A 13468-nucleotide genomic window follows, 5' to 3' on the forward strand; every position below is an offset into this window, starting at 1 on the left:
GGACTCGTCATCCTCGGCGCCGGGGCGAGCCCCGCCGCCGCCCTCGAGGAGGCCGACCGTCTCTTCCTCGTCGGCGAGAAGGCCTTCGACGATGGTCTCTACCCGGTCTCCCGGCGCATGCTCGAGCGCTTCGTCGAGCGCTTTCCGAGTGATGGCCGGGCGGGGGAGGCGACCTTGCTCCTCGGCAAGGCACGGCTCTCTCAGGGCGCGGGCGAGGCTGCGCTCGAGGCATTCCGGAAGGCCGAGAGCTTCCAGCCGCCGCCGGGCAAGCCGGGCGAGCTTCGGTTCTGGGAGGCCGAGACCTTCTATCGGCTCAAGCGCTGGGCCGACGCGCGCACCGCGTATGCGGATGTCATCGCGGGCGGCGCGGCGGGAGCCAGGGTGGCCGACGCTCTCTACGGGCTGGGCTGGACCGAGCTCGAGGGCAAGCGCCGTGACGCCGCCGCCGCGGCCTTTCAGCGTCTCGTCAGCGAGTTTCCTGACCATGCGCTCGCGCCCACTGCTGCCATCCAGCTCGCGCGCACCCTCATCGAGCTCAAGCGTGGCGAGGACGCGCAAGGCGTGCTGCAGGCTTTCGTCACCAAGAATCCCGAGCACAAGCTCGCCCCCGAGGCGCGCTACTGGCAGGCCCGGGCGCGCCTGGCTGCGGGCCAGACCGACCAGGCCGTGACCGATCTGCGCGCCTTTGCCAAGGCCTATCCCGCGCATGACCTGGCTCCCGCGGCACGCCGCGCCGTGCTCGACACCCTCATGAAGGAAGGCCGGAAGAGCGAGCTGGCCGACGAGTACACCGCGCTCATGTCGCAGAAGCCGTCCTCCGCCGACGGGCTCTACGATGCCGGCGCCATCGCGGGGCGGCTCGGCCGGTCGCGGGACGCGGAGGCCGCCTGGGTGCGCTTGCGCAAGGAGTTCCCCGAGCACGTGCTGACCGGTCGGGTCTCGCTGCAATCGGCCCAGGCGGCCTTCGCGAAGAATGCCTTCCGCGATGCCGCCACCCTGGCGCGCGCGGCCTCCAAGAGCCCCGAGGATCCGGTGCGCGGCGAGGCATTCCTGCTCGTGGGCGAGAGCGAGATGAAGCTGAAGCGCCCGGCGCAGGCCCTGCCCGCCTTCCAGGCTGCCGCCGACACGGCGGGGCTCGAGCCGGCCCTCCATTTCCGGGCCCTGGCCGGGTCGGGGCTCGCGCTCGAGGAGCAGAAGCAGTGGACCCAGGCCGCCAAGTACTACGAGGAGGTTGCCGAGAAGAGTCCCGACAAGACGCTCGCGGCCTGGGCCAAGACCCGCAAGGCCGCCGTCGCCGCCAATCTCAAGCCCGGCCCCAAATCCGGGGGAAAGGCCGAGAAGCGATGAGGCTCCTCGTTGCCCTCTCGCTCCTGGGCCTTGTCCTGGCTCCTTCTGCTGCGCAGTCCGCCGAGGTAACGCTCACCCTGCCCCCGCCCGACCTCGCCGCTCTGCTGCCTCTGGCCTCACCAGCTCTCGACAAGGGACCCGTGGGCAGCGGCCCGATCAGTCTTCCGCCCTCGCCGCAGCCGGTCCCGCCGCTTCCGCCCGCGCGGATCGTGGTCGATCTGACCCAGATACCCCTGGCTCCCGCGCCCCCTCCGCGCTTCCTCGCGTGCAACCCGCTGGGGACGGTCCTCGGGGTTGCCTCCGAGCTCGTCGAGTGTGGACGAGCGCGCTTCCAGAGAAATGAGCTCGAGGACGCGCGAGAGGCTCTCGAGAACGCCGTGAAGAAGGGCTCCGAGCGCGCCCTCCTCCGAGAGGCGCGGTACTGGCTGGCCGAGACGCTGATCCGTCTGCGCCAGACCGACGGGGTCGAGCAGAACCTGCTCCTGGTCGTGCAGGACGATCCGCGCTCGGACATCGGATACTACGGCGGCCTCGCCTACGGTATGGTCCTCCTCAATGCCGCCCAGCCCGCGCGCGCGCTCGAGACTTTTGACAACATCCTCAAGGCGGGGGCGCCGCCCGAGGTGGTTCCGTGGGCTCGTCACGGACGCGCGCTCGCGCTCTACGGCCTGGGCCGCTTCCCCGACGCGCGCGAAGCCTGGGCGGGGCTCCTCGCCCTGAGCCTGCCGCGCTCCGTCGCCGCCGAGTCGCAGTTCTGGCTCGGCGACACGCTCGGGCGGCTCGGCGACCACAAGAATGCCGTGGCCAGGCTCTCGACGTTCACGGCGCGCGGGCCACAGCTCAACATCGAGTCGGGCCTGCTCCGCCAGGCCTGGTGGAGCCGGGCGGGCGGGCAATCCCTGGAGGCGGTGCAGACCTATCGCGGCCTCCTCCCAGCCTATCCGAAGCTGAGCGAGATTCTCTGGGCGCGGGCCGGGCTGGCCCTGGCCCTTCTCGACATCGGCGACTATGCCGCCGCGCTCGAGGAGGCGCGACGTCTCGACCAGGCCGACGCCAAGGGCACCCTGGCACTGCCCGTGCTTCTCGCCGTGGACCGCTGGGCCACGGAGAAGCATCGAGTGGACGAAGGGCGGGCCCTCTCGCTCGAGCTCCTGGGCAAGAACCTCGAGCCCGCCGCGCGCGCCTATGTCGTGCTCCTCGGCGCGGAGCTCGAGCGCGAGGCGAAGCAGCCGAGCGAGGCGCGCGGCGCCTTCGAGCTCGTCGTGAACAATCCGGGCACGCCCGCCCTCGGCTCGTACGCCGGCTATCGCCTCGCCCAGATCGATATCGAGGGACGCGAGTTCAGCCAGGCTCAGGCTCGGCTCGACGCGCTGCTTCGCCAGCCGCTCGACGCCGATGTCCGCGCGGCCGTGCTCGTGCTCGGCGGCGAGGCAGGCTATGCCGCGCGCGACTGGGACCAGGCCGCGGACCGCTATGGCCGCTATCTGGCCGACTACGGCTCCTCGCCCGAGGCGCCGTCGGTGCAGCTCGCGCTCGGCTGGACACAGTTCCGCCGGGGCCGCTTCGACGAAGCGCGCAAGCTCTGGACCCAGTTCGCCACGAGCCAGGCCAAGGACCCCCGCGCGCCGGGAGCGCTCCTGCTCGCATCCGAGATCGCCGCGCGCGCAGGTGATACGGCCGGCGCCCAGGGGCTCCTCGACGGCCTGATCCAGCGCTATCCCGAGGGCGAGCACGCGGAGGTCGCCCGGCTCAACCGGGCCATCCTCCTCCTCCGGGCCGGCAAGGGCGCGAGCACGGTGAGCGACCTGACCACGCTGGTGCGTCGCGCGCCGCTCTCGCCGTATATCGGCCGGATGCGCCTGGCCCGCGGCGCGGCCCTCATGGCCGACGGCAAGCCGACGGAGGCCGCCCGTGAGCTCACCGCCGCCCTCGGGCAAGGCGAGGGCGCCGTGGCGCATCTGGGACTTGGCCGCCTTGCCTTCGAGCGCGGCCAGTGGGATGAGGCCGAGCGGGAGTTCGTGGAGGCCCGCGATGGCGGCACCAGCGCCATCGTGGCCGCCGCCGAGTACGGCATCGCCGCGGTGCTCTGGAACCAGGGAAAGCGCGAGGACTTCAGCCGCTTCGCGACGGCCCTGCTCGCTCAGCCCGCCGATGCGAGGACGACCCCGTATCTCCTGGGCTCGACGGCCCTCGTGGCCGCCGACGAGCGGAAGTGGAAGGAGGCGCGCGTCGCGACCCTCCGGCTGGTCAAGGAATTCCCGGACAGCGATGCCACGCCGGTGGTCCTGGCGCAGGTGGGGGCGGTGGCGGGACGCGGCGGGGAATGGGCGCTGGCCAGCGATGTCCTCCAGACCCTGGCCACCCGCTATCCGACCCATGGCGCCGCACGCGACGTGCGCCTCGACTATGCCGAGGCTCTGGTCCGGACGGGCGCCACCGCCGAGGCGCGCACGAGGCTGCAGGCTCTCGTGGATGCCTCGCCTCCTGAGGACCCGACGCTGCCCCGCGCGCTCCTGCTCCTGGGCCGGAGCTACGAGACCGCGGGCGATCAGCCACAGGCCACCGACCTCTACGCCCGCGTGACGCGCGATCACCCAGCCTGGCAGGGCGCGGCCACGCTCGGCCAGGCGCGCGTGCTCATGATCGACGGCAAGTGGGCCGAGGCGCAGCCGCTCTTCGAGCGCGCGCTGTCCGCCAGTGATGTGCAGGTCGCCACCGAGGCCGCTTATCGCCTCGGCGAGGGCTACCGGGCCGCGGGTCGTCACCAGCAAGCCGTCGACGCCTACATGACGGCGGCCTATGTCGCTCCCGACACGACGCTGGGACGGCGCGCCCTCCTCGGGGCCGGACAATCCTTCGCCGCCCTCAAGCAGCCGGACTTCGCCGTCATCGTCTACAAGAAGCTGCTGGCCTCGTCGGGCATCGAGACCGACCTGGCGGAGGCGGCGAAGAAGAATCTGCGCGCGCTCGGCGTCAACTAGCCCCGGCGAGCGGGTATAATGCGCGCCCATGAAGGGATATGGCGGGCGCATCCTCTTCGTCGACCTCACGCGCGGGACCAGCCGCGTCGAGGGGCTGGATGAGATCAGGGCCCGCGCGCTCCTCGGCGGCAATGGCCTGGCCGCGAAGCTTCTCCTCGATCACGTGCCGCCCAAGATCGACGCCTACGATCCGGCCAATGCGGTGGTCTTCGCTGTCGGGCCCATCACCGACACCACGGTGCCGGGCAATAGCCGTGCTTGCCTCGCCTCGAAGTCGCCGCTGACCGGGCTCTTCTTCGACTCGACGTTTGGAGGCCGATGGCCGGCCACCATGAAGCGCACCGGCTTCGATGCCCTCGTGATCAGCGGCCAGGCCCCCGCCCCCGTCTATCTCAAGGTGACGGAGACGGGGCTCGAGGTGAAGCCGGCCGCCAGCCTCTGGGGCCAGACCACCCGGGACACCGTGCATGCCATCCAGGCCGTCGAGGGCGACACGGCCGATGTCATGGCCATCGGGCCGGCGGGCGAGCGGCTCGTGCGCTTCGCCTGTGCGGCGACCTACTGGAAGAATCGAGAAGGCGTGGCCGGACGCGGCGGGATCGGGGCCGTGCTCGGGGCCAAGCGCGTCAAGGCCGTGGTCGTGGCGGGGGCGAAGAAGACCGAGGTGGCCGACGCCGCCCTCTTGAAGGCTCTTCTCGAAGAGAAGCGCGAGCCCCTCAAGACGGGCACCGCGGCGCTCTCGAAGTACGGCACGTCGTTCCTCGTCAAGCCCATCAACACGCTGGGCGGGCTCGGCGCCTATAACCTGCGCCAGGAGACGTTCGCGGAGGCGGGAGCGATCTCGGGCGAGGAGATGCACGCCCACTATCACGATCGCGACACCACCTGCCTCAAGTGTCCCGTGGCCTGCGGCAAGCAGTACGAGATCCGGGACGGCGAGCTCCAGGGCATCAAGGCCAAGATGCCCGAGTACGAGACCATCTTTGCCTTCGGGTCCATGCTGGGCAATGCGCACGCGGGCTCGCTGGCCAAGGCCAACGACCTCTGCGATCTCCTCGGACTCGACACCATCTCGATGGGCGTGACCCTGGCCTTCGTGGCCGAGGCGCTCGAGCGCGGCTGGCTCACCCAGGCCGAGATCGGGCTGCCCTTCGGCTGGGGCGACTGGCGAGGCATGCTGCGGCTCGTGGAGATGACCGCGGCGCGCGAAGGCTTCGGCGCCAGGCTCGCGGAGGGCGCCTGGCGACTGGCCGAGTCCATCGGGCCCGAGGCCACCAGGGCCGTCTATGCCGTGAAGCGCCTCGAGCTGCCCGCGCATTCCGCTCGCGCCCTCAAGGGCATGTCCATCGGCTATGCCACGGCCACGCGCGGAGGCAGCCATCACGACACGCGTCCCACGCCACAGTACGCGCAAGCCTATGACCGGCGCGGCACCGACGGCAAGCCGGAGTTCGCCGTGCGCAGCCAGCACTTCACGGCCGTGGACGATTCGCTCGTGCTGTGCCGCTTCACTTCGGAGCGCGGCTTCGGCCTCTTCGTGGAGGAGCCCTACGCGCGCATGGTCCGGGCCGTCACCGGCTGGGACATGACGGTGGAGGAGCTGGAGCGGGTGGGTGAGCGCGTGATCAACCTCGAGCGGCTCTTCAATGTGCGCGAGGGCGCCCGGCGCAAGGACGACGTGCTGCCGTGGCGCGTGATGCACGAGCCCATTCCCGACGGGCCCTCGGCCGGCATGCACTGTCCGCCGGAGGAGCTGTCGATGATGGTCGATCGCTACTATGCCCTGCGTGGCTGGGATGGAGACGGGGTGCCCACGCCGGCACGTCTGGCCGCCCTCGGCATCTGAGGCGCTCCGCTAGACGCGCGGACTCGGTCGACGCTGGCCCGGGCGTTCCAGACGAGCATGCTGGCATGCGCCTTGCTCGATTCCCATGCATGACGCTCGGCGCTCGCGCGACTCTGTGTTTTCTGATCGTTCTCTGCGCAGCCCTGCCGGTCTTTTCCGCGTCCACCACGGTGCCCGTCCGCTTCACGGAAGGTCTCACCCGCGGATTTCTCCTCGTGCGCGCTCAGGACGGCCGGCTTATCGGACACGGTGATCTTATCCAGGTCGTCCGCGGGCACCGCGTGGAAAGTCAGATGGTCCTCCGTTTCCGCGATGGATCGATCCACGACGAGCGGGTCGCTTTCACCCAGGATGGCGTATTCGCGCTGCTGAGCTATCACGTGGTGCAACGGGGACCTGCGTTCCCGGAGCGCCTGGACGCCCTCTTCGACGTCCGCGACGGGCGATACTCGGTGACGTCGGGTACGGGCACGTCGGAGAAGGTCGCCACCGGTCACCTGACTCTGCCCGCCGATGTATCGAATGGCTTGGTGATTCCGCTGTTGAAGAACCTTCCGCCCGGCGCCAGCCGGACCGTCCACGTGGTGGCCTTCACTCCGAAGCCGAGGCTCGTCGAGCTCGAGATGCTGCCCTCCGGACAGCGGCCCGTGCAGGTGGGCGAGCTGCAGAGGTCCGCCGAGCGGTATGTGCTCAAGCCCCGGCTCGGTCCTGTCATGGGTTTCATGGCAAAACTTCTCGGTCGACTGCCCGCCGACACCGAATGCCTGATCCTCAATGCCGACGCTCCCGCCTTCGTGCGGTGTGATGGCGCCCTGTTTCTGGGCGGCCCCCTCTGGCGCATCGAGGTCACCAGCCCCGCCGACCGAGCGGGGTCTCGATAAGCCGCCGACAAGGCGACTCACAATGCCCGGGCTGCTCGTTTGACTCGGTAAAACTCACCGCGAGAGAATCCCCTCTCTCCCTAAACAGTTGTCCCAGGGCACTTTGGAAAGCGGCACGGCGGTTGCCTCAGCTTTGCCTATGACCCCTCACGAAGCTCTCCGGGCCCGGACCCAGCCGAGGGGGACGGATCAAGGGTCCCCGCAGGTGACGCAGCTTCGCCCCTATCTCGTCGGAGCCGCCGTCATCCCGATCATCGCGGCGCTCTACTGGGCGCAGTCGGTTCTCATCCCCGTCGCCCTGGCCCTGCTCCTCGCCTTCTTGCTGGGGCCGCCGGTGCGCGCGCTCCAGCGGACCGGCCTGGGGAGCACGCGCGCCGGTCGGGTCGTATCGGTCGTTCTCGTGGTGGCGCTGGTGTTCTCGCTGCTCGGCGGGATCAGCTATGTCATCGCCCAGCAGATCGTGGCGCTGACCCAGGAGCTTCCGAAGTATCGGGGGAATCTCAAGCAGAAGATCGCGGATCTGCGTGGGGTGGGAAAGCCGGCGCCCCTGAAGGAGATGGAGTCGACGGCCAAGGAGGTCATCGGCGAGCTGCAGAAGCACGAGTTGCCGAAGCGGAAGCCTGAGCCGGTCCCCGTCACGGTCAGGAGCGAACCCATCGGCTTCTGGCCCTTCCCCAGGTTGCTCGACGCCTTGACGAGCGGGGGCTTTGTCATCGTGCTCGTCATCTTCATGCTGATCGAGCGGCAGGAGCTGCGCAATCGACTCATCCGGCTCATCGGATACGGCAGGCTCGTGGTCACCACGAAGGCCCTGGACGACGCGAGCGACCGCATCAGTCGGTACCTGTTCTTTCAGACCATCATCAATCTCACCTTTGGGGTCGCCATCGGGCTGGGCCTCTTTTTCATCGGGCTTCCCTACGTCGTCCTGTGGGGCTTTCTGGCCTTTGCCCTGCGCTTCGTGCCCTATGTTGGGCATTTGCTGGCCGCCCTCGCCCCCCTCGCATTGAGCCTGGCCGTCTTCGCCGACTGGCAGCGTCCGCTGCTCGCCGCTGGACTCTTCGTGGCCGTCGAGGCTCTGACCTACATGGTCATCGAGCCGTTCGTCTATCGGCAGGCCCTGGGTCTTTCGCAGACGGCCCTGCTCGTGGCCATCGCGTTCTGGACCTGGCTCTGGGGTCCCATCGGCCTCCTCCTGGGGACGCCCCTGACCGTTTGCCTAGTCGTCCTCGGCAAGCACGTGCCCACGCTGGAATTTCTCACCATCTTCATGACGGACGACGAGCCCGCGCTTCAGAGCGATGTCGCCTACTACCAGCGTGTGCTCGCCCGGGACCAGAGGGAAGCGAATGACATCGTGGATGCCTACCTCTGTGCCCACACGCTCGAGGAGGTCCATGACGACATCCTCATACCCACTCTCGCGTATGCCAAGCGCGATCGCGAGATGAACCAGGTGACCGACGATGAGGTTCAGGCCATCCATCGGGCCACCATGGAGACCATCACTCACCTGGCGTCCACGGTGGGAGCCGATGGCGCGTCCGAGGCCGGCGTGGCGCAGCCGATGCCCGTCGCCGCGCATGCCGCGGCCGTGCTGGGCTGCGCCGCGGGAGACGAGTCGGGCGAGCTGGCCCTTCGCATGCTCCAGCAGCTCCTGAGGCCGCATGCCGTGGGCCTGGAGGTCGGCTCCGCGCGTGCTTTGACGGGCGAGGAGCTGGCGCTCGTGGAGGAAAAGAATCCGTCCATCGTGTGTATCGCCTCGATTCATCCCGAGAACCTTGCCCAGACGCGCCACCTCTGCAAGCGTCTCCGCGTCCGCTTCCCCGCTCTCAAGATTCTCGTCGGGCGATGGGGCACGACAGAGCCGGGTGAGCGCGAGCAGCTCCTCGCCTCCGGCGCGGACGCCGTGGGATCGACGCTGCGCGAGTCGCGCGATCAGATCCGCGAACATATCCCCCTCGGCGCTCTTGCTCCCGGTGGATCCCCGCGCGAGGTGTCGGGGGGACTCGAGCTGCCCGAGGTCGCCTCGCCCATCGGTCACCCGGACCCACTTCGCGCGCGCTGAGCTTTCGGCGGCACCGCCACGCCGCGCCCCCGTCAATAAAAGTTCGGGGGCATTCTTACCGCTCGCGACATTTCTTCCCGGTAAACCTTGAGGGCAGGGTGGCCCTCCGCGCTCGATTCCTCCGTGGAGCTAAGGCATGCGCCTGCGCGGCCAGGGCACGGTCCTTGCTCCCCATCCCTGCAGGATTCGATGTCTTAGCCAACTTCGCATGACACGGTGGAGGTGAACTTGCTCATGACCGAGGAGAGCCGCGAACGGCATGTCCCCGCGGAGCCGCCGACGAAGTCTGAGCTGGGCACCAAGGCCGCCGAGGGCGCGGGGATTGGCGGAACCATCGGAGGAGCGGTCGGCGCGGTGCTGGCAGCGCTCGCCACCACGGCGGCTATTTCGATTCCCGGCGTCGGGCTCATCGCGGCGGGGCCGATCGCGGCCGGCCTCGCGGGAGCCGGTGCGGGCGGACTCGCGGGCACCATCGTGGGGGCCCTGGTCGGCGCGGGAATTCCGGAGGAGCGCGCCCGGCTCCAGGGCGAGGCGCTGAGGCGGGGCGGCATCGTCCTCGGCGTGCCTCCGAGATCCGAGGGCGACGCGGGGCCCGTCGAACGCGAATGGACGAGCCACCGAGGCGAGCACTTGTACCGGTGACCCAGGGATTTCCCTATCGACAACCTGGCCGCGCGCGGCGAGCGGCCGGGCGATCGCTGGGTACCGCTGCTCGCCGCCCAGGCCGATTCCGGCTCGAATGCCTCTATTGATCCTGTCCGCGTTCTGATCAACCCCGCGTCCGCGAAGCTATCCACGCCCCTCCAGGAACAGCCCGTGGGCTTCGCCCGCCCTCTGAGTTAAACTCGCCGGAAGGTGCATGCGGGGGCGTCAGCGGCTGGACACCTCCCGGCGCTCGGAAGCTATACCCTGAGGAGCCCTGGATGGGAGTGCGCGGGACATATAGGATCTGTTCGATGGCGGCCTGGCTCGGGAAGGAACGAGCCATCACGCCGCCGCGGCTTACCGTTCTCGTATGCGGTCTCCTGACCTTCGTGGCCATGGCGGCCCTGCCCGCCGCCGCGGCCAATCCGGAGCTTGCGCAGGAATGGCGCTCGTGCAAAGGGGACGATCAGACGTCCACCGAGCTGGCGATCAGGAGCTGCACGAGCATCATCAAGTCGGGCCGCGAGAAGGGAGCCAGGCTCGGCGGCGCGTACTACAGCCGCGCCACCGCCCACCGCATCGAAGGCTGGTACGATCGCGCGATCGAGGATTACAACCAGGCCATCCGGCTCGATCCCAAGCATGCGAGCGCCTACAATGATCGCGGGACCGCCTACAGCCACAAGGCGCAGCCGAATCGCGCGATCCAGGATTTCGACCAGGCCATCCGGCTCGACCCGAAGCTGGCCTCCGCCTTCAACAATCGCGGCAATGCTTACAGCACTCGGGGCGAGCTCGACCGGGCCATCCAGGACTACGATCGCGCCATCAAGCTCGAGCCCAAGTACGCATTTGCCTTCAACAACCGGGGGAATGCCTACCGCGCCAAGGGCGAGCTGGACCGGGCCATCCAGGACTTCGACCAGGCGATCCGCGTGGCGCCGAGCTACGGGCTGGCCTTCAACAACCGGGGGAATGCGTACAGCAGCAAGGGCGAGCTGGACCGGGCCATCCAGGATTACGATCAGGCCATCCGCCTCGAGCCCAGGGACGCCTCGGCCTTCAACAACCGAGGGCTGGTCTATAGCCGCAAGGCGCTGCCGAACCGGGCCATCCAGGACTTCGACCAGGCGATCCGGCTGGATCCGGCTCTCGCCTCCGCCCATAACAATCGCGGCAATGCCTATAGCAGTCGCGGGGAAACGGAGCGCGCCATCCAGGATTACGACGAAGCGATCCGCCTCGATCCGAAGTACGCGTTCGCCTTCAACAATCGCGGGAACGCCTATCGCAATCTCGGACAGGTGGACCGGGCGCTCCAGGACTTCGACGAGGCCATCCGCCTCGAGCCGAACTACGCGCTGGCCTACAACAACCGCGGGAATACCTACAGCAGCCGAGGCGAGATGGCCCGCGCCATCCAGGACTACGATCAGGCCATCAGAATCGAGCCCAACTACGGGTTCGCCTTCAACAACCGCGGGTATGCCTACCGCATCCTCGGAGAGGTGGACCGGGCCATCCAGGACTTCGACCAGGCGATCCGTCTCAATCCGAGAGATGTGCTGGCCCTCGAGAACCGGGGACTCGCCTACAGCCAGAAGGGCGAGCTGGACCGGGGGATCCAGGACTTCGATCAGGCGCTCCGGCTGAATCCGAGCTCCGCGACGGCCTTCCACTATCGAGGGTCCGTGTACAGCCGCAAAGGCATGCACGATCGGGCCATCCAGGACTTCGACCAGGCCATCCGGCTTCATCCCACGGACGAGACGGCCTGGAATAGCCGGTGCTTCGCCCGGGCCATCACGGGGAGACTGGAGCTGGCGCTCGCGGACTGCAGTCAGGCCCTGCGCATGCGTCCCGACTACGCCAATGCCCTCGACAGTCGAGCCCTCATCTATCTGAAGCTCGACGAGCTCGACCGGGCCCTCGCCGACTACGACACTGCGCTGCGCCTGGACCCGGGGAAGGCCCATTCCCTGTACGGCCGCGGCCTCGCCAAGCGGAAGCTGGGCGATCTGGCGGGCGCCGAGGCCGACCTCGCGGTCGCCACCGCGCTCGCCCCGCGTCTCCCCGAGCAGTACAGCACGTATGGGCTTCGACCCTGAAGGTCGGCGGAGCGCTACCGGGAGCGCGATCGGCGCCCGCGGCGGTTGACAGCGCCCGGATCACCCCCTAGGCTCGTAGCGATGGGCGGATAGCTCAGGTGGAAGAGCACGGCCCTTACAAGGCCGGGGTCGCAGGTTCGAGCCCTGCTCCGCCCACCATTCCTATTAGCTACTTCTGAAGCACCGCTTAGTCCGCGTTCTCCGTCAGTGCCCAAATAGTGCCTATCCGGCCTCGCCGACCGTAGCGCCGGACGATCCCATTGAAGGGCGGTCGAGCGCCCGCATAGCGTCCTGGAGGTGCTCGGGTGTCAGATGCTGGTAGCGCATTGTCATGCGGGGATCCCGGTGACCGAGGATGGCCATGACGCTGCGCTGGGGCACTCCGGCCATGGTGAGAGTACTCGCCGCATCGTGCCGCAGGTCGTGAAAGCGGAGGTTCTTCAGGTTCAGCCTGCCAACAAGACGGGCGAAACTCCGAGACAGGACCTTAGGCTCGCGCTCCGGGAGAACCGGCGAGTCCGGGTTGAGGGGGCGGGGAAGAGATTGGAGGGCGTCCCTCAGGGTATCCGTCAGCGGGACCGACCTAGAATCACCGTTCTTAGTCCGGCGGAAGGTCAGGGTCCTGACCTTCATGTCCACGTCGGTCCACCTCAGATTCAGAAGCTCTCCGCGTCGTGCTCCCGTTTGGAGCGCGGCAAGGATATAAAGGCGAAGGGTAAGGTTCGCCTCCTTGAGCAACGCATCGCGTTCTCCGGCCGTCAGGTAGCGAACTCGACCTGGGTTCTCCTTTGCCTTCGCGATTCCGCGCGCCGGGTTGGCCTTCAGATAGCCCCACGTGACGGCTCTGTTGAGCAGATGTCCCAGGCGCATCAGCTCCTTATTCGCGGTCGAGCCTGACACCGTCGCCAGGCGGTCCGCTTGCCACCGCTCGATATCTTCACGACGGAGCTTCGCCAGCTTGAATGCCCCGAAGCGCGGGATGACCTGGTGGTCTAAGATGGCCCGCGCCCGCACCTGCTCCTCGGAAGACAGGGCCGACTTGATAGTGGGCCAGTAGCGCTTGTCCACGAAGTCGGTCAGCCGTAGTCCCTCTTCGCGGACACCCAGCACCTCGCCCTTCGCGATGGCCTGCTTTATTTCCCGATATATGAGCTTCGCGGTCTGGTAGTCCGGGGCCGCCTTCTTGCGATGGCGTTTGCCCTCCGTGTCGTAGTAATCGACCCACCACCAGCCACTACGCTGGAACAACCCATCTCGCCGACCTGCCCTCCGCTGGGCCTTGACCTGCATTTCATCACTCATCCTGTCCCTCCTGAAGCGCGAGCTGAACATCGTTCATGGTCGGGGATTCCGCCCTCTCCACTTCCTGGGCATTGCTGCGTCGAGCCTTACCGCGATTCGCGTAGTAGGCCTTCATTCTCAGTGCGTTTACCTTGTCCCTGTGTCCCGCTCGGTATTTTCTGGTTCGGACGGACTGGGAACACTTCTTCGTGCAGTAGGCTTGACGCTTCCGAGCGATAAAGGGTTGCCGGCACCTAGCGCAGATTCGGAAACGCTTGGCTTGGCGACCGAGTGTCTCATATGCCCGCAGC

The 13468-nt window shown here is 68.2% G+C and carries 8 protein-coding genes and 1 tRNA gene; 8 read left to right on the forward strand and 1 reads right to left on the reverse strand.

Going from position 1 to position 13468, the window contains the following annotated elements; translation table 11 throughout:
• The 8 genes from VGT00_14715 to VGT00_14750 form a co-directional block, all read left to right on the forward strand.
• On the forward strand, positions 1 to 1347 hold a 1347-nt coding region (locus VGT00_14715; protein HEV8532671.1), incomplete at its 5' end, for a tetratricopeptide repeat protein.
• Positions 1344 to 4328: a tetratricopeptide repeat protein gene (locus tag VGT00_14720; protein ID HEV8532672.1), complete on the forward strand. Its 2985-nt coding sequence runs from the start codon at positions 1344 to 1346 to the stop codon at positions 4326 to 4328. The genes VGT00_14715 and VGT00_14720, both read left to right, overlap by 4 nt.
• A gap of 28 nt (positions 4329 to 4356) precedes the next feature.
• Positions 4357 to 6174 (forward strand): aldehyde ferredoxin oxidoreductase family protein, encoded by a 1818-nt coding sequence (locus tag VGT00_14725; protein HEV8532673.1) that lies wholly within the window; start codon positions 4357 to 4359, stop codon positions 6172 to 6174.
• 89 nt (positions 6175 to 6263) lie between these two features.
• Positions 6264 to 7055, forward strand: a complete 792-nt coding sequence (locus VGT00_14730) for a hypothetical protein (GenBank protein ID HEV8532674.1) — start codon at positions 6264 to 6266, stop codon at positions 7053 to 7055.
• A gap of 205 nt (positions 7056 to 7260) precedes the next feature.
• Positions 7261 to 9123: an AI-2E family transporter gene (locus VGT00_14735; GenBank protein HEV8532675.1), complete on the forward strand. Its 1863-nt coding sequence runs from the start codon at positions 7261 to 7263 to the stop codon at positions 9121 to 9123.
• Between the two features lie 234 nt (positions 9124 to 9357).
• A complete protein-coding gene (locus tag VGT00_14740) occupies positions 9358 to 9765 on the forward strand; it encodes a hypothetical protein (protein HEV8532676.1) in 408 nt (135 codons plus the stop codon).
• Positions 9766 to 10079: 314 nt separating this feature from the next.
• Complete coding sequence (locus tag VGT00_14745) at positions 10080 to 11876, forward strand: tetratricopeptide repeat protein (GenBank protein ID HEV8532677.1); 1797 nt, start codon at positions 10080 to 10082, stop codon at positions 11874 to 11876.
• A gap of 83 nt (positions 11877 to 11959) precedes the next feature.
• Positions 11960 to 12035, forward strand: a tRNA-Val gene (locus VGT00_14750).
• 63 nt (positions 12036 to 12098) lie between these two features.
• Here the strand turns inward: VGT00_14750 and VGT00_14755 are convergent.
• Complete coding sequence (locus tag VGT00_14755) at positions 12099 to 13178, reverse strand: tyrosine-type recombinase/integrase (GenBank protein ID HEV8532678.1); 1080 nt, start codon at positions 13176 to 13178, stop codon at positions 12099 to 12101.
• Positions 13179 to 13468: the final 290 nt, after the last annotated feature.

The sequence above is a fragment of the Candidatus Methylomirabilota bacterium genome, assembly GCA_036002485.1.
In the GTDB taxonomy this organism is placed as follows: Bacteria; Methylomirabilota; Methylomirabilia; order Rokubacteriales; family CSP1-6; genus AR37.

What these genes read in the sequence shown, in the direction of transcription:
- VGT00_14720 (HEV8532672.1), top strand. Translation starts at nt 1,344, where the DNA reads ATGAGGCTCCTCGTTGCCCTCTCGCTCCTGGGCCTTGTCCTGGCTCCT.
- VGT00_14725 (HEV8532673.1), top strand. Translation starts at nt 4,357, where the DNA reads ATGAAGGGATATGGCGGGCGCATCCTCTTCGTCGACCTCACGCGCGGG.
- VGT00_14730 (HEV8532674.1), top strand. Translation starts at nt 6,264, where the DNA reads ATGACGCTCGGCGCTCGCGCGACTCTGTGTTTTCTGATCGTTCTCTGC.
- VGT00_14740 (HEV8532676.1), top strand. Translation starts at nt 9,358, where the DNA reads ATGACCGAGGAGAGCCGCGAACGGCATGTCCCCGCGGAGCCGCCGACG.
- VGT00_14745 (HEV8532677.1), top strand. Translation starts at nt 10,080, where the DNA reads ATGGCGGCCTGGCTCGGGAAGGAACGAGCCATCACGCCGCCGCGGCTT.
- VGT00_14755 (HEV8532678.1), bottom strand. Translation starts at nt 13,178, where the DNA reads ATGAGTGATGAAATGCAGGTCAAGGCCCAGCGGAGGGCAGGTCGGCGA.